Origin of the sequence: Providencia sp. PROV174, assembly GCF_028480685.1 — a bacterium.
Taxonomy (GTDB): Bacteria; Pseudomonadota; Gammaproteobacteria; order Enterobacterales; family Enterobacteriaceae; genus Providencia; species Providencia rettgeri.
This window is the reverse complement of record NZ_JAMPOT010000005.1, coordinates 195,654-221,607: the sequence shown is the minus strand read 5'-3', so window position 1 is coordinate 221,607 and position 25,954 is coordinate 195,654. Positions and strand designations below refer to the sequence as shown.

At 41.4% G+C, this 25,954-nt stretch carries 23 protein-coding genes; 13 read left to right on the top strand and 10 right to left on the bottom strand.

All coding sequences use genetic code 11. The features are described from left to right. Positions 1 to 125 precede the first annotated feature (125 nt). Genes tamA through PSE60_RS03165 form a run of 3 tightly spaced genes read left to right on the top strand, consistent with a single transcriptional unit; the run spans position 126 to position 5,992 of the window. A complete protein-coding gene (tamA, locus tag PSE60_RS03175; RefSeq protein ID WP_272664546.1) occupies positions 126 to 1,868 on the top strand; it encodes an autotransporter assembly complex protein TamA in 1,743 nt (580 codons plus the stop codon). Next, positions 1,865 to 5,641, top strand: a complete 3,777-nt coding sequence (gene tamB / locus PSE60_RS03170; RefSeq protein ID WP_272664545.1) for an autotransporter assembly complex protein TamB — start codon at positions 1,865 to 1,867, stop codon at positions 5,639 to 5,641. The genes tamA and tamB overlap by 4 nt, the downstream gene beginning before the upstream one ends. A gap of 3 nt (positions 5,642 to 5,644) precedes the next feature. After that, positions 5,645 to 5,992: a gamma-glutamylcyclotransferase family protein gene (locus PSE60_RS03165; protein WP_004907442.1), complete on the top strand. Its 348-nt coding sequence runs from the start codon at positions 5,645 to 5,647 to the stop codon at positions 5,990 to 5,992. A 142-nt stretch (positions 5,993 to 6,134) separates the two neighbouring features. Here PSE60_RS03165 and ppa read toward each other — a convergent pair whose 3' ends face one another. Together ppa and fbp are read right to left on the bottom strand one after the other, a co-directional pair. Next, complete coding sequence (gene ppa / locus PSE60_RS03160) at positions 6,135 to 6,665, bottom strand: inorganic diphosphatase (protein WP_004905951.1); 531 nt, start codon at positions 6,663 to 6,665, stop codon at positions 6,135 to 6,137. Between the two features lie 206 nt (positions 6,666 to 6,871). Continuing rightward, entirely contained in the window at positions 6,872 to 7,879 is a 1,008-nt protein-coding gene (fbp, locus tag PSE60_RS03155) for a class 1 fructose-bisphosphatase (protein WP_004907443.1), read from the bottom strand. 163 nt (positions 7,880 to 8,042) lie between these two features. Here fbp and mpl point away from each other — a divergent pair, with 163 nt between their 5' ends. Beyond that, on the top strand, positions 8,043 to 9,425 hold the full coding sequence (gene mpl, locus PSE60_RS03150) for a UDP-N-acetylmuramate:L-alanyl-gamma-D-glutamyl-meso-diaminopimelate ligase (RefSeq protein WP_272664544.1): 1,383 nt from the start codon (positions 8,043 to 8,045) through the stop codon (positions 9,423 to 9,425). A gap of 101 nt (positions 9,426 to 9,526) precedes the next feature. Here mpl and PSE60_RS03145 read toward each other — a convergent pair whose 3' ends face one another. The 4 genes from PSE60_RS03145 to argR form a co-directional block, all read right to left on the bottom strand. Continuing rightward, positions 9,527 to 10,702 (bottom strand): anaerobic sulfatase maturase, encoded by a 1,176-nt coding sequence (locus PSE60_RS03145; RefSeq protein WP_272664543.1) that lies wholly within the window; start codon positions 10,700 to 10,702, stop codon positions 9,527 to 9,529. A gap of 1 nt (position 10,703) precedes the next feature. Further along, a complete protein-coding gene (locus PSE60_RS03140) occupies positions 10,704 to 12,428 on the bottom strand; it encodes a sulfatase-like hydrolase/transferase (protein WP_272664568.1) in 1,725 nt (574 codons plus the stop codon). A gap of 120 nt (positions 12,429 to 12,548) precedes the next feature. After that, entirely contained in the window at positions 12,549 to 12,950 is a 402-nt protein-coding gene (locus PSE60_RS03135) for a DUF6122 family protein (RefSeq protein ID WP_272664542.1), read from the bottom strand. Positions 12,951 to 13,037: 87 nt separating this feature from the next. After that, positions 13,038 to 13,508: a transcriptional regulator ArgR gene (gene argR / locus PSE60_RS03130; protein ID WP_004907450.1), complete on the bottom strand. Its 471-nt coding sequence runs from the start codon at positions 13,506 to 13,508 to the stop codon at positions 13,038 to 13,040. Positions 13,509 to 14,001: 493 nt separating this feature from the next. On the opposite strand from argR, the gene mdh reads away from it, so the two are divergent. Continuing rightward, positions 14,002 to 14,940 (top strand): malate dehydrogenase, encoded by a 939-nt coding sequence (mdh, locus tag PSE60_RS03125; protein ID WP_004905937.1) that lies wholly within the window; start codon positions 14,002 to 14,004, stop codon positions 14,938 to 14,940. A gap of 72 nt (positions 14,941 to 15,012) precedes the next feature. Here mdh and PSE60_RS03120 read toward each other — a convergent pair whose 3' ends face one another. Further along, positions 15,013 to 15,987, bottom strand: a complete 975-nt coding sequence (locus PSE60_RS03120) for a LysR family transcriptional regulator (RefSeq protein WP_115168095.1) — start codon at positions 15,985 to 15,987, stop codon at positions 15,013 to 15,015. 161 nt (positions 15,988 to 16,148) lie between these two features. On the opposite strand from PSE60_RS03120, the gene PSE60_RS03115 reads away from it, so the two are divergent. Both PSE60_RS03115 and metC read left to right on the top strand, forming a co-directional pair. Continuing rightward, complete coding sequence (locus PSE60_RS03115) at positions 16,149 to 17,435, top strand: amino acid permease (RefSeq protein ID WP_210838028.1); 1,287 nt, start codon at positions 16,149 to 16,151, stop codon at positions 17,433 to 17,435. Positions 17,436 to 17,460: 25 nt separating this feature from the next. Next, positions 17,461 to 18,633, top strand: a complete 1,173-nt coding sequence (metC, locus tag PSE60_RS03110) for a cystathionine beta-lyase (RefSeq protein WP_210838027.1) — start codon at positions 17,461 to 17,463, stop codon at positions 18,631 to 18,633. A gap of 94 nt (positions 18,634 to 18,727) precedes the next feature. Here the strand turns inward: metC and PSE60_RS03105 are convergent, their stop codons facing one another. After that, the gene (locus PSE60_RS03105) at positions 18,728 to 19,000 is read right to left on the bottom strand and encodes a helix-turn-helix domain-containing protein (protein WP_004905930.1); all 273 of its coding nucleotides are present in this window, start codon (positions 18,998 to 19,000) and stop codon (positions 18,728 to 18,730) included. A 516-nt stretch (positions 19,001 to 19,516) separates the two neighbouring features. On the opposite strand from PSE60_RS03105, the gene PSE60_RS03100 reads away from it, so the two are divergent. Together PSE60_RS03100 and PSE60_RS03095 are read left to right on the top strand one after the other, a co-directional pair. Continuing rightward, on the top strand, positions 19,517 to 19,864 hold the full coding sequence (locus PSE60_RS03100; RefSeq protein WP_210835678.1) for a DNA-binding protein: 348 nt from the start codon (positions 19,517 to 19,519) through the stop codon (positions 19,862 to 19,864). 131 nt (positions 19,865 to 19,995) lie between these two features. After that, positions 19,996 to 20,358 (top strand): DNA-binding protein, encoded by a 363-nt coding sequence (locus PSE60_RS03095; RefSeq protein WP_102138218.1) that lies wholly within the window; start codon positions 19,996 to 19,998, stop codon positions 20,356 to 20,358. Between the two features lie 40 nt (positions 20,359 to 20,398). Here the strand turns inward: PSE60_RS03095 and ispB are convergent, their stop codons facing one another. Continuing rightward, a complete protein-coding gene (gene ispB, locus PSE60_RS03090; RefSeq protein WP_210835677.1) occupies positions 20,399 to 21,370 on the bottom strand; it encodes an octaprenyl diphosphate synthase in 972 nt (323 codons plus the stop codon). 334 nt (positions 21,371 to 21,704) lie between these two features. Here ispB and rplU point away from each other — a divergent pair, with 334 nt between their 5' ends. From rplU to cgtA, 3 genes are all read left to right on the top strand, one after another. Then, positions 21,705 to 22,013, top strand: coding sequence for a 50S ribosomal protein L21 (rplU, locus tag PSE60_RS03085; protein ID WP_004905925.1), 309 nt, complete (start codon positions 21,705 to 21,707; stop codon positions 22,011 to 22,013). A 19-nt stretch (positions 22,014 to 22,032) separates the two neighbouring features. Beyond that, complete coding sequence (gene rpmA, locus PSE60_RS03080; protein ID WP_004905922.1) at positions 22,033 to 22,290, top strand: 50S ribosomal protein L27; 258 nt, start codon at positions 22,033 to 22,035, stop codon at positions 22,288 to 22,290. A gap of 165 nt (positions 22,291 to 22,455) precedes the next feature. Continuing rightward, positions 22,456 to 23,631, top strand: a complete 1,176-nt coding sequence (cgtA, locus tag PSE60_RS03075; protein WP_004907460.1) for an Obg family GTPase CgtA — start codon at positions 22,456 to 22,458, stop codon at positions 23,629 to 23,631. 59 nt (positions 23,632 to 23,690) lie between these two features. Here cgtA and dacB read toward each other — a convergent pair whose 3' ends face one another. Continuing rightward, positions 23,691 to 25,139 (bottom strand): serine-type D-Ala-D-Ala carboxypeptidase, encoded by a 1,449-nt coding sequence (dacB, locus tag PSE60_RS03070; RefSeq protein ID WP_210835676.1) that lies wholly within the window; start codon positions 25,137 to 25,139, stop codon positions 23,691 to 23,693. Between the two features lie 246 nt (positions 25,140 to 25,385). On the opposite strand from dacB, the gene greA reads away from it, so the two are divergent. Further along, positions 25,386 to 25,862, top strand: a complete 477-nt coding sequence (greA, locus tag PSE60_RS03065; RefSeq protein WP_272664540.1) for a transcription elongation factor GreA — start codon at positions 25,386 to 25,388, stop codon at positions 25,860 to 25,862. The last annotated feature ends 92 nt before the right edge of the window (positions 25,863 to 25,954 follow it).

Sequence of the window (25,954 nt, the reverse complement as noted above, 5' to 3'; positions counted from 1 at the left end):
CTATATATAGTGACCACACAAATAATCTAAAAATAGGGATAAAAACTTGTGTCTATGGCGAATTTTACTCAAAATAAATTGATATGAAGTATTTAGTCAATCGAACAATCACCTTAGGAGTAGGCGTGTCGAAATACCCTCTAATTTGTTTTCTCTGCCTAACTGCGGCAGTGCCAGTGGTACACGCAGCTAATCTTCGTCTTAATATTGAAGGTCTTGAAGGACAACTTAATCAAAACGTTCGCGTACAATTGTCTAATATATCGCAAGATGAAGTTGTGCCAAACGGTCGTTTTCGAGCCCGTGTTGAGAAAGCAATTAAAGAAGGTTTAAAGCCTTTAGGCTATTACCAACCCATGGTTGAATTTAGCTACGAAGAAAAAACACCCCCTGCTCGTTCTGTTTTAACCGCCAAAGTCACTCCTGGGGAACCTATTTTATTAAAAGGGGTGAATGTTGAATTACAAGGTGGCGCTAAAACGGACCCTGACTATGAAAAGATGCTCAAACAATATACGCCAAAGCTTGATACAGTTCAAAATGATGGTGAATACGAAGAATTTAAAGGGCGCTTTAGCAGTTTAGCCATTCGCAAAGGTTATTTTGATGCAATGATGGAGAAAAGCCAACTGGGTATTTCTCTTGACCACCATGCGGCTTATTGGGATTTTGATTTTAACAGTGGCGAACGTTATCGGTTTGGCGCCATTTCTTATTCAGGCTCACAAATCCGTGAAGATTATCTGAACAACCTTGCGCCTTTCAAAAAAGGGGAATACTACACATCAGAGCAACTTGCTGAATTTAACCGCCGATTAGCTGAAACAGGTTGGTTCTCTTCTGCGATTGTAACGCCGCGTATCGTGAGTGCCCGAAAAGATAATTCCTATGAATTACCGATGGAAGCGGTGATGACGCCTAGAGCCAAAAATTTTATTGAGCTCGGTGGGGGCTATGCAACAGATGTAGGTCCCCGAGTTAAAGCGACATGGAATAAGCCTTGGATTAACTCTCGTGGGCAAAGTTTAACGTCGAGTATTAGTTTATCCCAACCAGAGCAATTAATTGATGCAAGCTATAAAATTCCATTAAAAGCAAACCCACTTGAGCAATATTATGCAGTTCAAGGGGGCTTTAAACGGACAGATTTAAATGATACGCAAGCGAATACAACAACCTTGAATGTGTCTCGTAACTGGGATTATTCATCCGGTTGGCAATATGGTGTGAATATGCGTTGGATGCTGAGTAACTTTACCCAAGCTAACGTGACGAATACGACGATGTTGCTGTATCCCGGGGCCTATGTGAGCCGAATTCGCCAACGTGGTGGTGTGATGCCAACATGGGGGGATAGCCAACGTTACTCTATTGATTACTCGAATAAAATTTGGGGTTCAGACATCGATTTTGCGGTGCTACAAGCTAAAAATGTGTGGATCAGAACGCCATGGGAAGGTCATCGCTTTATTGTTCGTGGAAATATCGGTTGGATTGAAACCAATGATTTCGATAAAGTTCCACCGGACTTACGTTTCTTCGCGGGTGGTGATGGTAGCGTGCGTGGATATGGGTATCAAAAAATCTCTCCAGAAGATAGCAAAGGTAAGCTGACAGGGGCATCAAAATTGGCCGTAGGTTCTGTGGAATACCAATATAATTTTACCGGAAATTGGTGGGGCGCGACCTTTATTGATAGCGGTGAAGCTGTTGATAACTTTAAGAATAATGATTTTAAAACGGGGGCGGGAGTCGGTATCCGTTGGGTCTCACCGGTTGGGCCAATAAAATTAGATTTAGCCAAACCTATTGGCGATCCAGATAATAACAAAATACAGTTTTATATCGGCTTGGGGACTGAGCTATGAGGTGGTTGAAGTGGCTAAAATGGACTAGTCTTTCCATTTTATTAATTCTCGTTCTGGTTGTTGCCGCACTCAGTTGGGTGATTGGAACGCAATCAGGTCTTCACTTTGCATTAAATACAGCGACACGTTTTGTTCCTGAATTAACAATTGATAAAATTGATGGTGATATTAGTAACTTAGCGCTAAGTGGCGTTAAATATCAAATGCCAGGCATCGATGTTAATGCGGGGAAATTAAATTTAGCGGTACGTCTAGGTTGTTTAACCAGTCGTGAGCTATGTATCGACAACTTAGGCACGGAAAATGTCACTGTTACTGTCGATACCACCCAATTCCCCCCTTCAGAAGAAACGCCACCATCTGAACCACTGACTGAACTCAAGGCACCTTTGACCATTCGTTTGAATCAATTGGCTTTGGTTTCAACACACGTCAATGTGGATGGCATGGATATCGATTTAGCGAAATTTACCACAGGGGTAACGTGGGAAGGGAAAGCGATCACGATCATTCCAACCGACATCATTGATTTGGCGATTAATTTACCTGAAACCAAATCAGATGCCGTCGTTGAAGAGAAACAGCCAGACCCAACGCCGCTCGACGAACAAAAATCATTGGCAGACGAATTAAAAACGCTATTTTCTAAACCGTTACTCGCTGAATTACCAGAAGTTATTTTACCTGTTGATTTAAATGTTGATGGAATTAATGCTTCGAATTTTCAGTTAACGGGGGCGACTGAGCTCAAAATTAACCAATTGCACCTTAGTCTTTCGAATGAAGGGCAACAAGTTCTCGTTAAACAGCTAAAAGTCGATGCACCGCAAGGGAATATTGCGTTATCTGGCTCGGCAACTTTGCAAGATAAATGGCCAGTCTCATTATCAGTCGTGGGTGAAAGTCGTTTAGAGGATTTAGACGGGCAAAAAATAGATCTCTCCTTAAAAGGCGGTTTGATTGATGAACTAAAATTGGCCTTGAACTTACATGGGCCAATTAATGCAAAATTAGATGCAGAAACAGATTTGTCACAAGCAGACTTGCCGATTTTACTCACACTAGAAAGCGATAAGTTAACTTGGCCTTTAGTCGGAGAAGCGCAGTATCAATTAGATGGTACACGCATACGCTTGAACGGCCGCCCATCTGCTTATGACATGTCTGTACGTTCAGCTATCACTGGGCAGGATTTACCACCTTCGACCTTGCTATTAGATGCGAAAGGTAATGAAGAGCAAATTAATTTAACTCGCTTACGTTTAGTCGCTTTACAAGGTCATGCTGATATTACTGGCGTTGCGGACTGGAGCAAGGCAATTAGTTGGAATGCAGTATTGACCCTTTCAGGTATTAATACTGCCAAACAGTACCCTGAATGGCCTGCTAAAGTGGAAGGTAAAATTGCCACGCGCGGAAGTTTATATGGTGGTAGTTGGCAGTTGGATATTCCGGAAATTGTTTTAGACGGCAATGTTAAAAATAACCTGTTGAAAGCACGCGGTAAAGCCAAAGGTAATGCAGCAGGTCAATGGGATATCCCAGACTTTAATTTGGCACTGGGTAAAAACCATGTTGATGTAAAAGGCTCTCTTGCCGATAAATGGAACCTTGATGCCAAAATTAATGCTCCAGCACTCAATGGCTTGCTACCCGGCTTAGGAGGGGTGATTGCCGGTGATGTGAAATTACGTGGTAATTTACAGACACCAGAAGCCCTTGTTGACCTTACTGCACGCGGCGTGAAGTGGCAGGATGATCTTGCTATCGAGAATGTTGTTATCAAAGGAAATGTAGCAACAGGCGAGCAAATTAAAGGGGATTTATCTGTTGTTCTTCGTCAGTTGAAACAAGGTGATCTTGTCGTCAATAATTTAACTTTGGATGCGAAAGGAAGTGAAAAACAGCACTCGCTCAAGTTGAACATGAAGGGTGAACCGGTTTCTGGGCAATTAGCATTAGCAGGTAGTTTTGACCGTCAGACTGAAGTGTGGAAAGGGAATTTAACCAATACCTTATTTGATACGGTGGTGGGTGAATGGCGCCTAAACCAAGCGATGTCACTCAATTATGCCAACCAAACACAAGAAGTGACTATCGGCAGCCATTGTTGGGTCAACCCGAATGCTCGTTTGTGTGTACCAAAACCGATTAAAGCAGGTAAAAGTGGTAGCGCAGATATCGTGTTAGAACGTTTTGACCTCGCGATGATCAAACCCTTTATGCCACAAGATACTCGAGTCAGCGGCGTATTTACGGGTAAAGCTAATGCGATTTGGAAAGCGGATGGCAGTATGCCGCAAGTGAAGTTGGACTTGCGAGGAAATGACGTCAAAGCGGTTCAGTTTGTGGATGGCACTCGTTTACCTATTGCTTTTGATACCTTAACGTTAAGCGCGGGATTGAAAAATGGCAAGGCAGACCTTAACTGGTTGTTTGGGCTGACGAATAATGGCCAAATGCGTGGCAATATTCAAATTTCTGATATTGAAAAACGTCGCTTACTGTCGGGTAATGTTGAAATCAATTCAGTGACATTAGATTTAATCAAGCCGTTGCTGGGCCAGAAGGAAGTGGCGAATGGGCGCTTGAGTGCGAATTTACGTTTAGGTGGGTCAGCAAATAACCCATTATTAAATGGTAGTTTAGCGCTTTCGAGTTTAGAAGTGAGATCGGCAATGATCCCGTTTGATATCAAAAGCGGTCATTTAGGTATTAATTTCAACGGCACAAGCTCGGTAATGAATGGTCAGATAAACACGCCAGAAGGCTATCTGAACATTGATGGTGATGCAGATTGGCGCAATGTTAATGCATGGCGTGCAAAAGTCATGGCACGAGGTAATAACCTTCGAGTTTCTTTACCGCCGATGATCCAAATTGATGTTCAACCGGACATTGTATTTGATGCATCACCTTCGGTACTCACGCTAAACGGTACCGTCAATATTCCGTGGGCACGAATTACTGTTCAAGAACTCCCTGAGTCAGCGGTAAGCCCATCATCGGATGTGGTGATGTTAGATAGCAACTTGCAGCCAATTGAACAAAAAGCGCCATCTATCCCTATTCAGACCAATTTGGATATTAAAATTGGTAATGATGTTCGATTAGATGCGTTTGGCTTAAAAGCGCGTCTGACAGGTTTATTGAAAGTGGTTCAGAATATCCATGGTCTGCACATTAATGGCCAAGTGGATATTCCTGCCGGTCGTTTCCGTGCTTACGGGCAAGATTTGATTGTCCGTAAAGGCCAAATTCAATTCTCAGGGCCTGCGGACCAACCATTCTTAAACTTAGAAGCTATTCGTAACCCAGACAACACGGCAGATGGCGTGATTGCTGGGGTGAAGGTCACTGGGCTTGCGGATAAACCGAAAGTAGAAATATTCTCTGAACCGGCGAAAACACAACAAGAAGCACTGTCTTATTTATTAAGAGGAGAGGGCTTAGATAGTGGAGACGCAAATGGTTCACAAATGACATCTATGTTAATAGGCTTAGGTGTAGCACAAAGTGGGCAACTCGTGGGTAAAATAGGTGAGACATTTGGAGTCTCTGATTTAGCCGTCGATACCCAAGGTGTGGGGGATGGTTCTCAAGTCGTTGTAAGTGGTAAGATCACTAATGATTTACAAGTGAAGTATGGAGTTGGTATCTTTGACTCATTGGCGACGTTAACTTTACGTTATCGGTTGATGCCAAAACTGTATTTAGAAGCTGTGTCTGGTGTTAATCAGGCATTGGATCTCCTCTACCAATTTGAGTTTTAGATTATGCGTGTAATTGTTTATGGCAGCTTAAGACAAAAGCAAGGAAATCATCACTGGATGACTTATGCTCAGCTACTTGGCGAGCATAAGCTAGAAGGCTATGAACTGTATGATCTTGGATATTATCCCGCGGTTGTTAAAGGGGATGGGGCAATAGAGTGCGAAGTGTATCGAATCAACCCGTCCATTTTGACAGAGTTAGATGAGCTAAAGAAAAACTCTCAAGACTATGTGAGGGAGCTCATCCCAACGCCGTATGGCAACGCTTGGATTTATCTGTATAAACATTCTGTTGATGGTCTACGCCAAATAAAAAGTGGCGACTGGCTGAAACGTGATGAAGAAGTATAACGGCTCAATAGCCACTATCGAGTCGTAAAAATATGAAACGCCAGCAATATTGCTGGCGTTTTTTATCAACGAATTGGCTTGTTAGGGCCCATAAAAAAGCTCTGGTATTAACCAGAGCTTTCATAATGTTCCGAGAGGGAGATTATTTTTTTGCAGCGCGTTCGAAAGATTCGATGATCTCTGCTTTTGCAGACGCAGCATCTTCCCAACCATCAACTTTAACCCACTTACCTTTTTCTAAGTCTTTGTAATGTTCAAAGAAGTGAGTAATTTGAGCACGCAGTAATTCTGGCAGGTCGTTCACATCTTTAATGTGATCGTACTCTTTGCTTAATTTAGTGTGCGGAACAGCAACTAATTTTGCATCTTCACCAGATTCGTCAGTCATTTTCAGTACGCCAACAGGGCGGCAACGAATGACTGAGCCTGGTTGTAATGGGTATGGCGTTGGGACTAATACATCAACTGGGTCGCCATCTAGAGACAGGGTGTTGTTGATGTAACCATAGTTGCATGGATAGAACATCGCTGTTGACATGAAACGGTCTACAAACAGCGCACCAGACTCTTTATCAACTTCATATTTGATAGGATCTGCGTTCGCTGGAATTTCGATGATAACATAGATATCTTCTGGCAGATCTTTACCTGCCGGTACATTGTTCAGGCCCATTTAAATGTATCCTTTGTGTGAATAATGAATTTACCCTTGTTAACTTGCTGGAGGGCATCACATTTATGGCGGCCTTCAGACAAATTAAATACTCGGGTAGATAGCGTGGGGAACATTATAGCCGTAAAGAGGGGTAAAACTCACTAGTTGGTGAAAAAAAGGAACAAAAAAGGCGGGAAGCCCCGCCTTATAATTAATGAATTAGATTATTCCGTGTCAGGGAATTCACGCATAAATGATTCTGCTTTCTCTACCATCGACTCAGTTCCGACAAAGAACGGTGCGCGTTGGTGTAATTCGCTAGGCATGATATCTAAAATGCGGTTTGCTCCGTCACTGGCTTTACCACCGGCTTGCTCTGCTAAAAATGCAATTGGGTTGCATTCGTACAGAAGGCGCAGTTTTCCATTTGGATGGCTTGCGGTACTTGGGTAAATATAAATTCCCCCTTTGAGCAAGTTACGATGGAAGTCTGCAACCAAAGAACCGATATAACGTGTGGTATACGGGCGATTTGTTGCTTTATCTTCTTCTTGGCAATATTTAATGTACTTTTTAACACCCATCGGGAACTTGATATAGTTTCCTTCGTTGATGGAGTACATTTTCCCTTCTGATGGGAACATCACTTTTTCATGAGATAAGCAGAAAACGCCCAATGATGGGTCGTAAGTAAACGCATGTACACCAACACCAGTGGTGTAAACCAACATCGTTGATGAACCATAAACCACGTAGCCCGCAGCTACTTGGCGATTACCCGGTTGCAGGAAATCGGCTTCTGTAACCGGTTGACCAATCGGTGTAATACGATGGTAAATGGAGAAAATTGTTCCAACGGAAACGTTTACATCGATGTTCGAAGAACCATCAAGTGGGTCCATTAAAACAACATATTTTGCGTTTTCTGCGCGGTCTCCTTCGAAAATGACAATTTCGTCTTCTTCTTCAGAGGCGATACCGGCGACTTCTCCGCGTGCTTTTAAAGCCGCTTTCAGTTTTTCGTTTGCATACAGGTCAAGCTTCATCTGAACTTCACCTTGAATATTCGAAACACCGTTAGTGCCAAGAATATCGACAAGTCCAGCTTTATTAATATCACGATGGATAATTTTAGCGCCCAGTTTGATAGCTGATAATAAAGAAGTCAGCTCACCTGTTGCATGAGGAAAATCTTGTTGCTTTTCGACGATGAATTCGCCTAATGTTTTCATGACGAAGGTCCTGAATAAAATTGACAGAGGTTTTGCGGGGCATTTACCCTCGCGCGGGAAGAGTTTAACTAAATAAAAAAAAGATTAATAGGTTAATGCATTTATAAACCTGTTTTTGATGGGTAGAATAGTGACCAACCTCATGCTAATTGGATGAAAAAGAATGCACATACATATTTTAGGTATATGCGGTACCTTTATGGGAAGCCTAGCAATATTGGCCCGTTCTTTAGGGCATAAAGTGACAGGTTCGGATGCCAACGTGTACCCACCGATGAGCACATTGCTTGAAAATCAAGGAATTGAACTCATTCAAGGGTATGATCCGGCTCAGCTTGACCCAATACCGGATATGGTAGTGATTGGTAATGCAATGACGCGTGGTAACCCTTGTGTCGAAGCTGTGTTAGAAAGAGGCTTACCGTATACATCTGGCCCACAGTGGCTTCATGACCACGTGTTACCTGAACGTTGGGTACTGGCTGTTGCGGGAACTCATGGTAAAACAACCACCGCGGGGATGCTTGCGTGGATCTTAGAAGACTGTGGTTACAAGCCTGGTTTTCTAATTGGCGGTGTTCCAGGGAATTTTGATGTTTCCGCTAAGATAGGTGAAAGCCCGTTTTTTGTTATCGAAGCGGATGAGTATGACTGTGCATTCTTTGATAAGCGTTCTAAATTTGTGCATTACAGCCCGAAAACCTTGGTATTGAACAACCTTGAATTCGACCATGCGGATATCTTTGAAAATCTCGAAGCGATTCAAAAACAGTTCCATCATCTTGTACGTATTGTGCCAGCCAGCGGCAAAATTTTCACACCTGACAATGACAATCATTTAAAACAAGTGATTGGAATGGGCTGCTGGAGTGAACAAGAGCTGGTGGGTGGGGAGCATGGGGAATGGCAAGCAGAGAAGCTCAGCCACGACGGTAGCCACTTTGCTGTGTACTACCAGCAGGAAAAAGTTGGAGAAGTCACTTGGTCACAAGTGGGTAACCACAATATCCAAAATGCATTGATGGCGATTGCAGCGGCTCACCATGTGGGCGTTCCAGTAAAAGAAGCTTGCCTCGCTTTGAATAGTTTTATCAATGCACGTCGCCGCCTTGAGCTACGTGGTGTTGAAAATGGTGTCAGTGTTTACGATGACTTCGCACATCACCCAACCGCTATTTTGGCAACGTTAGAAGCACTTCGCAGCAAAGTTGGCGGAACTTCACGTATTCTTGCGGTGCTCGAGCCTCGCTCGAATACGATGAAAATGGGTATCAATAAGAACGATATTGCGCCTGCGCTAGGCCGTGCAGATGAAGTATTTCTGTTCCAACCTGCCAATATCCCTTGGATGGTGACAGACATTGCTGAAAAATGTGTCCAACCCGCGCGTTGGAGTGCAGATATTGAAGCATTCACCAATATGATTATTGAAACCGCACAGCCGGGCGATCATATTTTGGTGATGAGCAACGGTGGCTTCAGCGGCATTCATGGTAAATTACTCGCAGGTTTGAAAGCCAAATCAGAAACAGAGCAAGATGATTAATGGCCTTTTAATCATTTAGGAAATAAACCCCAGCATCAGTGAGTCGTCTAGCGTTATAGAGTAGTTCATTGGTGAAGGGGGTTTTATTATTAACTGAGAGACTAAAACATTATTGCCTGCCGCCATTGTTGCACACCTCGCATACTGCGTTCGTATTTTCGTAGTGGGGCCATCACTGCATCAAAAAATCGAAAATAACCATCACACAGCGCATTTTTCCCTGTTGAATTGATATGCGCAGGGCAGCCACCTTGGCAAACGCTCTTTACAGTGCAGGATTGGCATTCTCTGCGGGTACTTTTATTTTGCCCAAAAGGGAGAGAAATAGAGTTGGAGACCTGTTCACTAAATGGTGTTAGTTCTGAAAAATGGCCCAAATAGTGACTGGCGTTCATTTGGTGATCACAGGCAAATATTTCGCCTTGCGTTTCCATGATTAAGTTAGTCCCACAGCGCTCTGAATGGACGCAAGTTTGGCTTACATAAGTAAAATATTGGCTATATACCTGTTCAATATTCATCACAAATACTTGGCCAACATGGTTTTGGGACTGCCAGCGTGAATAAATATTTGTCAAAAATTGCCCCCAATTATGAGCAGACAACGTAAAATGATGCTCAAGTGCACTACCTTCAGCCATTAACGGTTGAAATTGAATGAATTTCACACCTAACTGAGTGAAGTGGTCGTAAATAGTTACGGCTTGGTTGGCAACCGCATCATGAACAACTGTCAGAATATTAAACTCAATGCCAAACTCTTGTAATAATCGAATACCTTTTAGGACGGCTTCATAACTTCCTTGTTGGCCTTTCTTATCTAAACGATAACGGTCATGAATTTCTTTTGGTCCATCTAAGCTGACACCAACAATAAAATCATGCTGTTTTAAGAAGCGGCACCATGCAGGAGTGAGCAAGGTGGCATTAGTTTGTAAGCTATTGGAAATTTTGACCTGACTTGGTGCATATTTTTGCTGCAACGCAATGGCTTTTTTATAGAAATCTAACCCTGCAAGTAAGGGCTCTCCACCTTGCCATACAAAGTTAATTTCTTTGCTGTAGGCAGGTTGTGATGCGATATAGTGACGGATAAAAGGTTCTAACATCTCTTTTATCATAGGTTTAGATCTCGCTAGCTGATCTTCCGGGTAATAACAATAATCACATTTAAGATTACAGCCAGCGCCAACGGGTTTAAGCAGAATATGAAAGGGAACGGCCGCTCGAGTGGGCGGCGAAAATATCGGCGGGTTATCATGAAAGGCGATTTTCATGTTATTCCCCTGATTGAGTTAGTGCTGGCACAATGCGCTTATGTGTTTCGGGGTCAATACCAAGGTAATTACCCATTTTTTCGTTATAACCAATATAATCAATAGCTTCCCCTTTGGCCTCAATAACCATTCCTGTTTTGGCAAACTGTTCATATTGCTGGCGAAGTTTTTCAAGAATGTCAGGGTACTGTGCGGCAAGGTTTTGCGTTTCCAGCGGGTCGTTTTTTAAATTAAATAGCTCCCATGGTGCCATTTCTGCTTTAGCCGAGGTAGGGACAAGGCGTCGTAGTTTCCAGTCACCTTCAACTAAGGCTGCTTGGTTATGTAATTCCATAGCAAATGAATAACGCGTTTTTACTGGGATATTTTGAGTAAAATGCTGTTTAAAGCTAACGCCTCGAACAGGCACAGAGGTGATATCTTTAATCTTTTTATTAGGATCAATACCCGCAAATTCATATAGAGTTGGAGCGATGTCATAAACGGCCATCGGAGTATTATCAATACTTCCTGCTTTATTGATACCGGGACCTGTGATGATTAAATCGGTGTTAATCCCACCTTGTGCGCTGGTGGTTTTGTGGAAGTTTGCATAGGGTGCATTGCTGACATTGGCCCAATGAGGTCCCGCAGAGACAAAGGAATTTTTACGTCCTAAGTTTGCGTAGCTATTATCAAACTGCTGCCAAAATGCAGAATCGCCCTCGTAATAAAAGCCTTGAGCTGGGTTAGCCCCATTGTCTGTCGCAAAAATAATAATCGTATTTTTATCTCGGCCAGTTTCTTTTAATGTATTGAGTACATTGCCAATTTGCTCGTCCATATTGGCAATCATTGCCGCATAGACTTGCATTGTCTTAGCTGCATAACGCTTTTCTTCAGGTGTTAGCTGTTCCCATTCTTTGTCTAAATCAAGATGAGGCATGGGGGTTTTATCTGTGATAATCCCGATTTCTTTTAACCGATTGATGCGCTGTTGATAAATTTTTCCATAGCCTTCATCATATTGGCCATCAAAACGTTGGATCCACTCATCTGGCGCTTGCAGAGGGTCATGAGGGGCAGTAAAAGCCAAATAGGCAAAAATAGGTTGGCCATTAGGGGTTTCTTTTATCCACTCTTCAAGTTGTTTTGCGTAGGCTTCACTGGAATAAAAGTTTGTGGGTAACGGTGTTTTTTCACCATTTAATGTGTAATAAGTGTGGAAACTTTCGACCGTTCCTAGTGGGACGGCATCACCGAAGTGGCTAGTCCCTCCGCCCATAAAGGCAAAGGCTTGGTTGAATCCTCTATCTGTTGGCCGCGAGCCATGGCTATAACCTAAGTGCCATTTACCGGACATCAAAGTATTATAGCCTGCATCTTGGAAGCGCTCAGCCAAAGTGACCACACGGTCAGTAAGCCGTAATTCATAGCCGGGCTCACCAACCGTATTCTCATACCACCACATTCCACCAATCCCCGCTTGTTGATTAGTTGCGCCAGTGAGCAACATGGAACGAGCAGGTGCTGACATTGGGGAAGTATAGTACTGGCTCATCCTGACACCTTGTTCGGCCATAGTCTGCAAATTGGGCGTAGGAATTTCTCCTCCGAATGGGCTGATATCGGAATAGCCCATATCATCGGCAATAATGATTAAAACATTGGGTTGTTCAGGGGGAGCGCTATAAGCAAAACTCGATATTGCGCTACTCAATGCAATAGCTAAAAGTGTTTTTTGAATCATTCAGCAACCTTTTAATGTTAATAAATTGTTTAATTAACATTAAATATTGTCGCGGTAGATGACTATCGTTCTTTGGAATTATACCTGCAGTAATAAATCAAAAGCGCACTCGTTTTATCATGAGGAAACGGAAGTAGGGCATTGTTGTATTGTTAAGCTCAATGTAATTGGAGCATTCATTTCTTTTTTTAAGCTTCCCATATAACAATCTAGTGAATCAGTAAAAAGGTGGAATAAACAACCAACGGCAATGGCTTTAAGTTTCCATGATGGCATGAATAATAGCACTACATAGATAACGGCAGCCCAAAAAGAATGAAGCGGGTGGAATCCAATACCACAACGCTCTGGGTCGAAAATCGGATCAGCCAGCAGATGATCTAAGTCGATAGCCATCGTGGCAATCATAATCAGGGCGGCTAGTTTCCAATTTTTTCGCCAAAACAGGTAACCAAAGGCAATTGGCATTAGAAAATGAAAGCCGTAGTGTATGAAGTTACGGAAAATATCAAATAGCAAAATGATGTCTCAAAATCGAATAGAAATAGATAAAAACAAGAAGAGGGAAATTGAATTTCCCTCTTCTGATGCTTAAATTAGTATGGATTAGAGCTCTTGTTCAAACAACGCTAAAATCGCTTCATATAGCTCTTTTGTGGTAAAATTGTTTGCTGGCGTTGAGAAGATTGTATCATCACCAGCAATACTACCTAAAATTCCTTCCGCTTTACCTAATGAATCTAGCAAGCGTGCAATAAGCTGTGCAGCCCCTGGGCTCGTTCTGATTACGACAACAGAAGGGTTATAGTCTATATCTAAAACCAAATTTTTGAGCGGGCTGGTGGCGGTAGGGACACCGGGCTCAGTAGGTAAGCAATATACCATTTCCATTTTTGCATTACGGGTGCGAACAGCACCAAATTTAGTTAGCATTCTGGAAATTTTTGATTGGTTAATATTTTCGAAGCCTTCTTCTTGCAAAGCCGTGACGATCTCAGCTTGCGAGCTAAATTTTTCTTCTTTAAGTAGGGCTTTAAAAGCCTTAACCAAGTCTTCTTGTTTAGACGGAGTGCGCATAATTAACCCATTCTTTTGCATTTAACTAAGTTGTATTATCCGTAAAAGTGCATTTTTATGCAACAAAATTGCGTTATGATGATTTTATAACCAGTGAGTAACTTAAAGTTAGGTAAGCACATTTTGAGTTGATAGCCAGAAGTATTTATTTATCGTAAATTATGGGAATGAAAAATTAGCATAATAGAACAATGAATTTTTCAGATATTCATTGTAAATTTATTGTTAACAAAAATGTTTTTGATTGAATAATATACACTAAAAACAACTTATTGTGCGAAATGCAATAGCCGGAAAAACTATTTGTTAAAAAAGTGCCCGTTATCTCATTAACAGATAAGGAATTTGTTTAGAATACTGGCAATTATTAAACAAGCTCTCTTGCGTTAAACTCTCTCTCTATCTGTTAACAAATTGTTTTTTATACGTAATGTGTTAAGTGTATAACAAATAAAGTGATATCTTTTTAAAGTACAAATTAAGGAGTTTCAGAATGAAAGTTGCAGTCCTAGGTGCAGCAGGTGGTATCGGTCAGGCTCTCGCCCTTCTTCTCAAAAACCAGCTCCCAGCAGGTTCAGAACTCTCCCTCTACGACATCGCACCAGTCACTCCAGGTGTTGCTGCTGACTTAAGCCATATCCCTACTGATGTGAAAGTGACAGGCTTTGCTGGCGAAGATGCAAAACCTGCATTGAAAGGTGCTGACATTGTCCTTATTTCTGCGGGTGTTGCTCGTAAACCAGGTATGGATCGTTCTGACTTATTTAACATCAATGCGGGTATTGTCCGTAACCTGATCCAACAAATTGCTGAAACTTGTCCTAAAGCATTGATTGGTATTATCACTAACCCAGTGAATACCACCGTTGCTATCGCTGCAGAAGTCCTGAAAAAAGCAGGCGTCTATGATAAAAACCGTTTATTCGGTGTGACGACATTAGATATCATTCGTTCTAATACGTTTGTTGCTGAATTAAAAGGCAAAAATGTTAATGATCTCGAAGTGCCTGTGATCGGCGGTCACTCTGGCGTGACTATCCTGCCACTGTTATCTCAAATTGAAGGTGTTAGCTTCACTGACGAAGAAGTTGCCGCGTTAACTAAACGTATTCAAAATGCAGGTACAGAAGTCGTTGAAGCGAAAGCGGGTGGCGGGTCTGCAACTTTATCTATGGGCCAAGCGGCTGCACGTTTAGGTTTATCTTTAATTCGTGGTCTCCAAGGCGAAAGCAATGTGGTTGAATGTGTTTACACCGAAGGTGATGGTGAACATGCTCGCTTCTTCGCACAACCTGTTGTTTTAGGCAAAAACGGTATCGAAAAGCATTTACCAATCGGTAAATTAAGTGCATTTGAAGAAAAAGCACTGAAAGATATGCTAGATGTATTAAAAGCAGATATCGAATTAGGTGAAAAATTCATTAATGGCTAATGCCAATTAATTTTTCCTAATAGTAAAAGGTTGAGTATCGTTTTGAACTCAACCTTTTTTATTGGTCAGTCATCATGAAGCATGCTGCCGCATCCAGTGGTCCCAATGCGGATCTGATGGTATTTTCTCTACTAAAAAATCAATAAATGTCCTGATCTTAGGTGAGTGAGTGTGGGCTGGGTGGTATAAGGCATATAGGGCAAATGGAGTGGATTTAGGGTCATAATCCAATAAGACAGGGAGCAATTCCCCGTTTTCAATATAATTGCCTAGCATGTAAGTAGGCAAACAAACGATACCTTGATGGCAGCGAGCTGCCTCCAATAACCCTAAGCTACTATTTACCTCAATCATATTATTAATTTCGAGAGGATATGCGCTGCCGTCTTTATCCGTCATGCGCCAAGTGTCAGGAATATTTGGGTTAATTAAACAATTGTGTGATGCAATATCGGCAGGGGATTGAGGAATACCATATCGTTCGAAATAAGTACGGCTCCCACAGTATACCCAATTAATATTACAAATTTTTCGTAATGCAAAGTTTTCGGGGGGATGGCTGGTAATTCGTAACGCAATATCAAAATCGACTTCATTTAAATTAATGAGCTCATCATTAAGGTCAACAGACAAACTTACTTTAGGATTGGTCTCGCGATATTCACTGTATATTTGCATTAAATGACAAACACCAAATGCAATAGAACAGGTAATTTTTAATTGCCCTTGAGCGTGTTGATAGAAGCTGGCGGTATTGATGAGTGAATCATCGAGATCGGCCAATAAGTTTTGCGATCGTTGCAATAAATAGCGCCCTGCATCCGTTAAAATAAAATTTCGCGTTGTGCGCTTTAGAAGGACAACCCCCAACTGATCTTCGAGTTGTTGAAGGCCTCGACTAACTGACGATGGTGTTACATTCAGCTTCTTAGCGGCAAGGCTGAAGCTATTGCATTCGACGATTTTAATGAATAGCTCTAAATGCCGAAAAATCGCGTAGCTGTCAATTTTTGCTTTAAACGCAAAAGTGTTTTTATTTATTAGCATTGTCATGCCCTATTAAACCCGTTTATTCCAGCATACTATAATTGTGAATTTATCGCAGTTTACTCATGCCACACCAGTTTTAAAAAGAAACGTAGCTCCTACACAATAATGTTGTTCCTAACTTTTTTAATAATTAAATCTATAACGTTGAGGAATAGACTATGTCTAATAGTATTCAGGCAAGTGCAGATAATCCGATTAATACGAAAAAGATCCCCTTTACAAAATATGATGTTGGTTGGGTTATTTTATGCATTGGCATGGCAATTGGTTCAGGAATTGTTTTTATGCCTGTGCAAATTGGTATCAAAGGTATTTGGGTCTTTATTGCAGCGACAATGCTTTCTTATCCAGCAATTTATTGGCTACAAAATTTATATCTAAGAACATTATCAGAATCTGAAGAATGTAATGATTACGCGAGTGTTATTACACAATATTTGGGGAAAAACTGGGGGATAGCATTAGGAATTGCCTATTTCTTGATGTTATTGCACGGGATGTTTTCTTACTCGCTGGCAGTCACCTTCGACAGCGCTTCCTACATTAAAACGTTTGGATTAACGGAAGGGTTGTTATCCGATTCTGTTTGGTATGGGCTGATTATTATTTCGGTATTAGTCGCCATTGCTGCACAAGGGGAGCGGTTACTGTTTAAAGTCTCTGGTCCAATGGTTATTGTAAAATTCGGTATTATCGTGCTGCTCGGTATAGTGATGGTGCCGTATTGGAATTTTGCGAATATTACGGCTTTTCCTGATTTTCTCCCATTTATGCGAGATGTTTTTTTAACACTCCCATTTACTCTATTTTCTATATTATTTGTGCAAATATTGAGCCCCATGAATATTGCGTATCGTAAAGTAGAAAGTGATAAACGCATTGCGACATATCGTGCAATACGTGCCAACCGGGTTGCGTATATTATTCTCGCTGTGGCAGTTTTGTTTTTTGCTTTTTCTTTTACCTTCTCAATTAGCCATGAGCAAGCGGTATCGGCTTTTGAACAAAATATTTCAGCATTAGCGATTGCGGCGCAAGTGATACCAGGTGCCGTTGTGAAAGTAATGACCGCATTACTCAATATTTTTGCTATCTTGACGGCATTCTTGGGAATTTATTTAGGCTTCCAAGAAGCGATAAAAGGCATTGTTGTCAATCTACTGAGTCGATTTATTCCTGAAGAACGTATTAACCAAACAGTGCTACATTATGGGGTATGCTTAGGCGTTATCATTGCACTGTGGTTTTGGGTTTCAACACGGTTCTCAATTCTGTTTTTTATGCAACTTGGTGGCCCATTGTTTGGTATCGTTTCTTGCTTAATTCCTTGCTATCTGGTTTACAAAGTCCCTGCATTACACAAATTTAAAGGCCCAACAGTGTGGTTCATCATTTTCTTTGGTGTGCTGTTATGTCTATCTCCATTCTTTAAATTTTTCGAATAAATAATAATGTTGTTGAGAGGATCTCATGAAGAAAAAAGCGGTATCTGAATTTCATGTTGATACACAAGTCACCCAGCTAGGGAGAGACCCCGCTAAGCAAGCTGGGTTTGTAAATGCCCCCGTTTATCGTGGCTCGACGGTCGTATTTCCAACGGTTGACGCTTTAATTAATGATAGGGCGGAATTTAATTATGGCACAGCGGGCACGCCAACAATTAAGCAATTGGAGCAAGCTTGGTCCGTTCTTGCTGGAGCTGAAGGTACAGTGCTTTCGCCGTCTGGTTTAGGCGCGATTGTGTTGGCATTGCTGACAACATTGAAAACAGGTGATCATTTATTAATGCCTGATAGTGTTTATCGGCCAACACGTAAATTTTGCCATGGTCTGTTGGATAAAATGGGGATCATCACGACCTATTATGATCCGATGATTGGGGCGGACATTGAAAAACTGGTAACGCCAAATACCAGCACAATTTTTTTAGAATCCCCTGGTTCTCAAAGTTTCGAAATTCAGGATGTTCCTGCAATTGTTGAGGTTGCAAAACGCCATAATATTGCGACGATTATTGATAATACGTGGGCGACACCTTTATTTTTTAAAGCTCATGAACTGGGTTGTGATATCTCGCTGGAGGCGGGGACCAAATACTTAGGTGGCCATTCTGATTTGCTTATGGGAATTGTCTCAGCAAACCAAGCGTGGTGGCCGAAATTACGTGAAACTTATGATTATATGGCCATGCTGCCGGGAGCAGAGGACTGTTTTCTTGCGTTGCGTGGTTTGCGAACCTTACCTATTCGCTTAAAAGAAGCGCAAGAAAGAGCTTTAAACATTGCACATTGGCTACAAGAACGCACTGAAGTGATTCGTATTTTACACCCTGCATTTGCGGATTGCCCTGGCCATGAAATTTGGAAGCGGGATTTTACTGGTTCATCGGGGCTATTTTCCATTGTACTTGACCCTAAATATACCCAAACAGATATTGCAAGAATGCTGGATGGCTTATCAATTTTTGGTATGGGGTATTCATGGGGAGGGTTTGAAAGCTTAATTATTCCATTTAATTGTGCTGAATATCGAACTGTGACTAATTGGAATCCTGGAGGGCCGACATTGCGCTTGCAGATTGGCTTAGAAAATTTAGATGATTTAAAACAAGACCTTGCTGATGGTTTCGCGCGAATGAAATAAACAAAGCCGTTTTTTATTGATTTGCCATCAAAAGATAACGCCGTGAATAAATTAATTTATTATTCACGGCCTTATAATTTAGTTCATTCAGTTTTTAATCTTCCGCTGGTGTTTTTACTCTAACTTTTCTTTCTAATAAATCCCCTGTAATTGGATCGTAATAACGACTCGGCCAAATTTCAGCAGGGTGGATCGCTAAGAAATTTGCAATGATCCATTCCCCTTTAGGCCAAGGACGTGATAGTGCATTTGCTAACGTTGAAGAGCTTAACCCTGCCTCGCGTGAAATTGCGGCAAGTGTAGTTCCACGTTTACGTAAAGCTGCGATGATATCTGCAGGGTGCCAGTCCGACTTCCGTAAAATCATTTTTTAGTCCTTTTTTCACTTAGAATCATGTAGAGTTAGTGGTACGAGTAACCGAAAATTATGATACATTCAGTACATCCGTTTAGTTATTGGAAATAAAATAACAGAAATTTCCCAAAATAATTTCTGATTTTTTCTTAAAAATTCATTTTATGAAACTGTCGTGGTTTTTATGAAATTAAATAGAAAGTCAGAATGAATAACTGTGAATTAGGATAAAACTTTGACGTTAAAACTAACTCTTTCTAGTTAGGGACAAGAATGGCATATTTAATGCTACTTTTTACTTGTACGAGTAATATATCTAGATTAGTTAATAAAATTAGTTAAATTATTAGCAAGTGAATTATTTAATTATCTGTTATTAAAAGAAATTAGAACGCTAATAACAAATATAATTTGTATATTATTATTTATAGGTATAAATAAAACGAATGAGTCAATGAGGTTTTGAGAAAATATAGATAGTTTTCAACAACTGAAAATTAAATTGTCATCATGACTAGGAGGGTCAGTATGTACAAGGAATGGCTAACGGCAAAAGAGTTGGTTGGGTTACAGGGGCTTCCCATGACAACTCAAGGTATTAATGCAATGGCAAGGCGTGAAAACTGGTTAAGCCGTAAAAGGCGGGGTATTCAAGGCAAAGCATTGGAATACCATATTAGTTCTTTACCTATCGATATTTTTGAAGGTCAGTTTGCTAACGAAACTTCACCACCTTATCAAGTAAAACGAAATGATAATGCCTTTATTTGGCAGGAAGCTTATAACCAGCTTTCCAATGATGAAAGAGACATTGTCCTGACATTTATTATGCGCGAAGGGGCATTAGCGCTAATTAATTTAATTAATAATAAATAATTTACAATTGCTTAAGGTGTAAATAATTAATATATAGAAATAATATTATATTGAATTTAAAAATTTTTTTAACTGATGACATTTTAGCAAAGCTGCAACAGCGGATTTCATAATATAAGTGTGAAGTGAAAATGAAAAAATTGTGGTTCACTGCCAAAGAATTAGCAGGGTTAGAAGGGCTCCCTACATCACCCCAGGGAATTAACCTAATGGCAAGACGAGAAGGCTGGAAAAACCGCCGTAAAAGAGGGGTACAGGGTAAGGCAGTTGAGTATTACTTTGAAAGCTTACCGGGGGAAATCCAAGGGCAGCTCAGCCTGCATGAGCCTTCGGTAACTTATCAAAGCCAAAGAACCGATGCATTGCAAATCTGGTCGGAAGCGTATTACCAACTGACTGAGTCTGAGCGCAATAAAATAGTGAAATACATCCTGCGTTATGGCCTGTCATCACTGCTTGCTCAAATTGATGAAGAAGATAAAGGGGAAAAATAACGTTTCCCCTTTTCTTGACCCGCTTTATCTTTTTTAGTGACTAAGAATGGCGTTGGATTGCGATATAAGCTAAGCCGATCAATGCATCTTTATAAATTGAATCTTCAATGACATTTAAGGCATCAATCGCTTTTTGTGCTTCTTCTTGGGCTCTTTCATAAGTATATTCAAGAGAACCACAGCGTTTCATGGTTGCAAGAACAGTATCTAACAAATGGCGTCCATTACCTTGTTCAATGGCTTGGCGGATCAATGCTGATTCTTCTTCGTTACCATTTTGCATCGCGTGAAGTAGGGGAAGTGTAGGCTTACCTTCATCTAAGTCATCACCCGTGTTTTTTCCCAGTTGAGCGTTGTCTGCATCATAATCGAGGAGATCATCAATTAACTGGAAAGCAGTACCAATATAACGACCATAATCTTGTAGTGCTTTTTCTTGCACTGGTGTTGCATCGGCTAAAATCGCCGATGCATGAGCCGCTGCTTCAAACAGACGTGCGGTTTTACTGTAGATCACTTGCATGTAGTTTTCTTCAGTAATGTTGGGATCGTTGCAGTTCATCAACTGTAAAACTTCGCCTTCAGCGATCACATTCGTCGCTTCAGACATCAGCTTTAGTACCCGCATTGAGTCGAGATCCGTCATCATCTGGAATGATCGAGTGTAAATAAAATCACCGACTAAGACACTCGCTGCATTACCAAAAACAGCATTTGCAGTTTGCTTTCCTCGACGCATATCAGACTCATCAACGACGTCATCATGCAGCAGTGTTGCTGTATGAATGAACTCGATCAATGCAGCGACCTGGGTATGCTTATGACCCGAATAGCCTAAGGATCGACCTGCAAGTATAGCGATCATTGGGCGGATCCTTTTACCACCACCACTGACTATGTAATAACCAAGCTGGTTAATTAGTGCAACATCTGAATTCAATTGACTGAGGATGGCTTCGTTTACCGCTGACATATCCTCAGTTGTCAGTTCAATAATAGATTCTAAATTCATCGTAATTTATTCATATTATTAGTTTTTGGTTCATTCCCGAAATAAAAAAATGGGAGACCGATAGAACAGTTATCCTTCTAGCATAACATTATTAATTATAAGATTATCAGGTGTGATGCAAAAAATGTTTAAATAAGTAACAATTGAGTGAATAGGGACGAAATCAATGCTCAAAAACGGTTATTGAGAAAAAAGTCGTATTTTTTGTCATCTAACCGCATTATTGGCTTGTGTTCTGCTGCTTTTTTGCGTAGAATTCGCGCCCTATTGTGAATATTTTATAGCGTACTCTGGAATTGAAATATTTAGCGGGTACGCGGAAAGCGGAGTTAATATGTACGCGGTTTTCCAAAGTGGTGGTAAACAACACCGAGTTAGCGAAGGTCAAACTGTCCGCCTAGAAAAGCTGGACATCGCAACAGGTGAAACTGTTGAATTTGATCAAGTTCTGATGGTTGCTAATGGCGATGAGATCCAAATCGGCGCTCCTGTCGTTGAAGGCGTTAAAGTGAAAGCGGAAGTGGTTGCACACGGTCGTGGCGAAAAAGTTAAAATCGTCAAATTCCGTCGTCGTAAACATAGCCGTAAACAACAGGGTCATCGTCAGTGGTTCACTGATGTTAAGATCACTGTCATCGCTTAAGATTTAGGAGAGCAGATTAATGGCACACAAAAAGGCTGGTGGTTCGACTCGTAACGGTCGTGACTCAGAAGCAAAACGTTTAGGTGTTAAACGTTTTGGTGGTGAAGCTGTATTAGCAGGTAGCATCATCGTTCGTCAACGTGGTACTAAGTTCCACGCAGGTAACAACGTAGGTTGTGGCCGTGACCACACTCTGTTCGCATTAGCGGACGGTAAAGTTAAATTTGAAGTTAAAGGTCCAAACAATCGTAAATTTATCAGCATCGAAGCTGAATAAGTTTTCTGACCTTTAATTCAGAATTAAAGCCCTGCAAAAACCTTTTGCGGGGCTTTTTATATTCAGATATTTGATCTTTAATGAACTACACACGTATTAAAGATACACCATCTCTGAGTAGAACAGCCATCCAGCGTTATGCGGCTCAGAAGCGGAGAAAGAATTATGAAATTTGTAGATGAAGCCAAAATATTGGTCGTGGCAGGAGATGGTGGCAATGGTTGTGTCAGCTTCCGCCGTGAAAAATACATCCCTAAAGGGGGACCGGACGGTGGTGACGGTGGCGATGGTGGGGACGTTTACTTACAAGCAGACGAAAACCTCAACACGCTAATCGACTATCGTTTTGAAAAATCATTTCGTGCAGAACGTGGCCAAAATGGCCAAAGCCGTGAATGTACAGGTAAACGTGGTCAAGACATCACTGTAAAAGTACCTGTAGGAACGCGTGTACGCGATTTAGGGACCAACGAAGTACTTTGTGATATGACTCGTCATGATCAACGTCATATGGTCGCTAAAGGCGGTTTCCATGGGCTTGGGAATACCCGTTTTAAATCTTCAGTAAATCGTGCTCCACGTCAACGTACTATGGGGACTAAAGGTGAAACCCGCGAAATACTGTTAGAATTGATGCTGTTAGCAGATGTGGGCATGCTTGGTATGCCAAATGCAGGTAAATCAACATTTATCCGTTCTGTATCAGCAGCAAAACCAAAAGTCGCTGATTATCCATTTACCACTTTGGTCCCAAGCTTGGGTGTCGTGCGTATGGATAACGAGCAAAGTTTTGTGGTTGCGGATATTCCAGGGTTGATCGAAGGCGCAGCAGAAGGTGCAGGTCTTGGGATCCAATTCCTGAAACACTTAGAGCGTTGTCGTGTCTTACTTCACTTGATTGACATTTGCCCTATTGATGAGTCTGATCCTGTCGAAAATGCGAAGATCATCATTAGTGAGTTAGAAAAATACAGTGAAAAACTGGCAGCAAAACCACGTTGGTTAGTTTTCAATAAGATTGATATCTTAGGTGAAGAAGAATCTGCACAGCGTGCAGCAGAAATTGCCAAAGCGATGGGCTGGGAAGATAAATTCTACATGATTTCAGCGGTTAACCACGAAGGTGTGAAAGCACTGTGTTGGGATATCATGGAATTTATGAATACTCAACCACGTGATATGGCCACGACTGAAGATGCACAGCAACCTGAAAAAGTTGAATTCATGTGGGATGATTACCATAAAGAGCAACTGTCTGGTACTGAAGATTTTGATGACGACTGGGATGACGATTGGGATGAAGATGACGACGAAGGTGTCGAAATCATTTATCAAAAATAGTTTATCTTAGAAATATAAAAGGCGCGAAAGCGCCTTTTTAATATCTAAATCACGTATGATCAGTTTTTCTGATACAGATCTTTATACAAACGGCTTTCAAACCGTACTAATGGTACTCGACGAGTACGTTGCTGGTTTTGTGGTACCGCATAAGCAGAGATAAACTGTACAAAAGCAACACGCTGGCCACTGGCGGTTGTGATAAAACCTGCGAGGTTATAGACCCCTTGTAATGCCCCCGTTTTGGCGGAAACTTTACCATTTACACCAGCCTCATCAAAGCCGCCACGATAACGCAATGTACCATCATGGCCTGCAAGTGGAAGCATGGAGATAAAATCGAGTTGTTGATCGTTTTTTGCGATAAATTGCAAGACCTCCATCATTGTTGCAGGGGTGATCAAATTGTGGCGAGACAGTCCTGAACCATCAACCATCACAGTATTGCCAAGATCGATCCCCGCTTTTTGCTTCAGTACTTGTCTTACCGCATCGGATCCTGAACGCCAAGTACCTGGGACACCATAATATTCTCGACCGATAGTACGAAAAACAGTGTCTGCTATCATATTATCGGATTTTTTTAGCATGACTTTTAGCAAATCATGTAGCGGCTTAGATTCAGTTTTGACTAACACTTGTGATTGAGGCGCTGGGAATGTGCGCTTTTTCACATGGCCGGTGAGCTCAATACCCGCAGTGATTAACTCATTTTTGACAATCGCCCCTGAGTAACTCGCTCCGTTTTGTACCGCAAAGGCAAGTGGTAAGGGCTCGCTGCGTTGGGTTAAACAACCTGTCAGGGTATAGCGATTCAGTTCACCAGGAACAACATCAAGTTCGCAATAGCGCGCTTCAGGGGAGCCTTTAGCTAATGTTTTGACTTCGCTGAACATATTGACAGGGTAAAAACTAGCCGCCTTAATGAAGGCATAGTCACCTGCTTTTTCAGCAGGATAAAGAGAAACTGAAAAACAGTTGCGGTCAATGATAGCCGCTGCAGGTGGCGCACTAAAACATTGGGTCATATCATTCCAAACCCAACCAGGTGCTTTGTCATGGCTAGTAAAAGCAGAAATATCAACGACGAGATCGCCATCAACTTTATGGATCCCAAGCTGCTTTAACGCATTAGCCATATTACGAATTTGTTGACGAGTTAGTGTTGGATCACCACTGAAGCGGATCACTAAATCGCCAGTCAATGTGTTGTTGCTAAGTTTTGCATCAGTTTCAAAATTGGTGACAAAACGGTAATCTGGCCCCAGTTGTAATAGGGCAGCAAGAGCGGTCACAACCTTTTGTGTACTTGCAGGTAATGCCATTTGCTGTGCATTATAATCAATTAATGGGGTGCTACTTCCCACTTTTTGCGCGACCAGAGCAAGGTTAGTGCCATCAGGTAAATATTGTTTGTATTCATCAATCGGAATCGCAAAAACTTGCGTACTGGCTAAGGTAATTCCTAAAGAGATGATCCATTTTCTGGTTAAAGTTAATAATGACATATATTTCACGCATTAGGGTGGACATATAATACATACTAAAGTGTAATGCCCAAGAAAGTAAACGGTGACCCGTTATTAAGTCTCAGTTAAAATAGCGTACATTATGATAAGATAAATGAGTACATAAGTCTGATTGCGTTTTTTTACTAGAACACCCCCCGGTTTTACGTAGGTGTTCGGTGTACTGTTGTTACAAAATCAGGAAGATACTTGTTTTTAGATAGGATTGAACCGAGGTATTTATTAATGAAACAGATCCCGATGACGGTACTTGGTGCGGATAAGCTAAGAGAAGAGCTTGAATTCCTTAAATCTGTCCGTCGCCCAGAAATTATTGCATCTATTGCAGAAGCGCGTGAGCACGGTGACTTAAAAGAAAATGCAGAATATCATGCAGCACGTGAGCAACAAGGTTTCTGTGAGGGCCGTATTCAAGAAATCGAAGGTAAGCTTTCTCACGCTCAAGTAATCGATGTAACTAAAATGGTCAATAATGGTCGCGTTATCTTTGGCGCAACTGTGACTGTACTGAATGTTGATACCGATGAAGAGCTAACGTATCGTATCGTTGGTGATGACGAAGCAGATATTAAGATCAATCTGATTTCTGTTAATTCCCCGATAGCACGTGGTTTAGTGGGTAAAGAAATTGATGATGTGGTCTCAATTAAAACCCCAGGTGGCGATGTTGAGTTCGAAATTCTTAAAGTTGAGTATATCTGATTCCTATTTCCCTGAATTGGTTATATTATTTCCCTGATTTAAAGAAAAAGGCCGCAGGCGGCCTTTTTCATCATATAAAACATGCTTTCAAT

Coding starts and splice junctions, on each gene's coding strand:
- PSE60_RS03120 (WP_115168095.1), bottom strand. CDS start 15,987: ATGCTAATAAATAAAAACACTTTTGCGTTTAAAGCAAAAATTGACAGC.
- PSE60_RS03145 (WP_272664543.1), bottom strand. CDS start 10,702: ATGAAAATCGCCTTTCATGATAACCCGCCGATATTTTCGCCGCCCACT.
- mdh (WP_004905937.1), top strand. CDS start 14,002: ATGAAAGTTGCAGTCCTAGGTGCAGCAGGTGGTATCGGTCAGGCTCTC.
- argR (WP_004907450.1), bottom strand. CDS start 13,508: ATGCGCACTCCGTCTAAACAAGAAGACTTGGTTAAGGCTTTTAAAGCC.
- PSE60_RS03095 (WP_102138218.1), top strand. CDS start 19,996: ATGAAAAAATTGTGGTTCACTGCCAAAGAATTAGCAGGGTTAGAAGGG.
- mpl (WP_272664544.1), top strand. CDS start 8,043: ATGCACATACATATTTTAGGTATATGCGGTACCTTTATGGGAAGCCTA.
- PSE60_RS03165 (WP_004907442.1), top strand. CDS start 5,645: ATGCGTGTAATTGTTTATGGCAGCTTAAGACAAAAGCAAGGAAATCAT.
- rplU (WP_004905925.1), top strand. CDS start 21,705: ATGTACGCGGTTTTCCAAAGTGGTGGTAAACAACACCGAGTTAGCGAA.
- PSE60_RS03115 (WP_210838028.1), top strand. CDS start 16,149: ATGTCTAATAGTATTCAGGCAAGTGCAGATAATCCGATTAATACGAAA.
- tamB (WP_272664545.1), top strand. CDS start 1,865: ATGAGGTGGTTGAAGTGGCTAAAATGGACTAGTCTTTCCATTTTATTA.
- fbp (WP_004907443.1), bottom strand. CDS start 7,879: ATGAAAACATTAGGCGAATTCATCGTCGAAAAGCAACAAGATTTTCCT.
- ispB (WP_210835677.1), bottom strand. CDS start 21,370: ATGAATTTAGAATCTATTATTGAACTGACAACTGAGGATATGTCAGCG.
- greA (WP_272664540.1), top strand. CDS start 25,386: ATGAAACAGATCCCGATGACGGTACTTGGTGCGGATAAGCTAAGAGAA.
- PSE60_RS03100 (WP_210835678.1), top strand. CDS start 19,517: ATGTACAAGGAATGGCTAACGGCAAAAGAGTTGGTTGGGTTACAGGGG.
- metC (WP_210838027.1), top strand. CDS start 17,461: ATGAAGAAAAAAGCGGTATCTGAATTTCATGTTGATACACAAGTCACC.
- dacB (WP_210835676.1), bottom strand. CDS start 25,139: ATGTCATTATTAACTTTAACCAGAAAATGGATCATCTCTTTAGGAATT.
- ppa (WP_004905951.1), bottom strand. CDS start 6,665: ATGGGCCTGAACAATGTACCGGCAGGTAAAGATCTGCCAGAAGATATC.
- rpmA (WP_004905922.1), top strand. CDS start 22,033: ATGGCACACAAAAAGGCTGGTGGTTCGACTCGTAACGGTCGTGACTCA.
- PSE60_RS03105 (WP_004905930.1), bottom strand. CDS start 19,000: ATGATTTTACGGAAGTCGGACTGGCACCCTGCAGATATCATCGCAGCT.
- cgtA (WP_004907460.1), top strand. CDS start 22,456: ATGAAATTTGTAGATGAAGCCAAAATATTGGTCGTGGCAGGAGATGGT.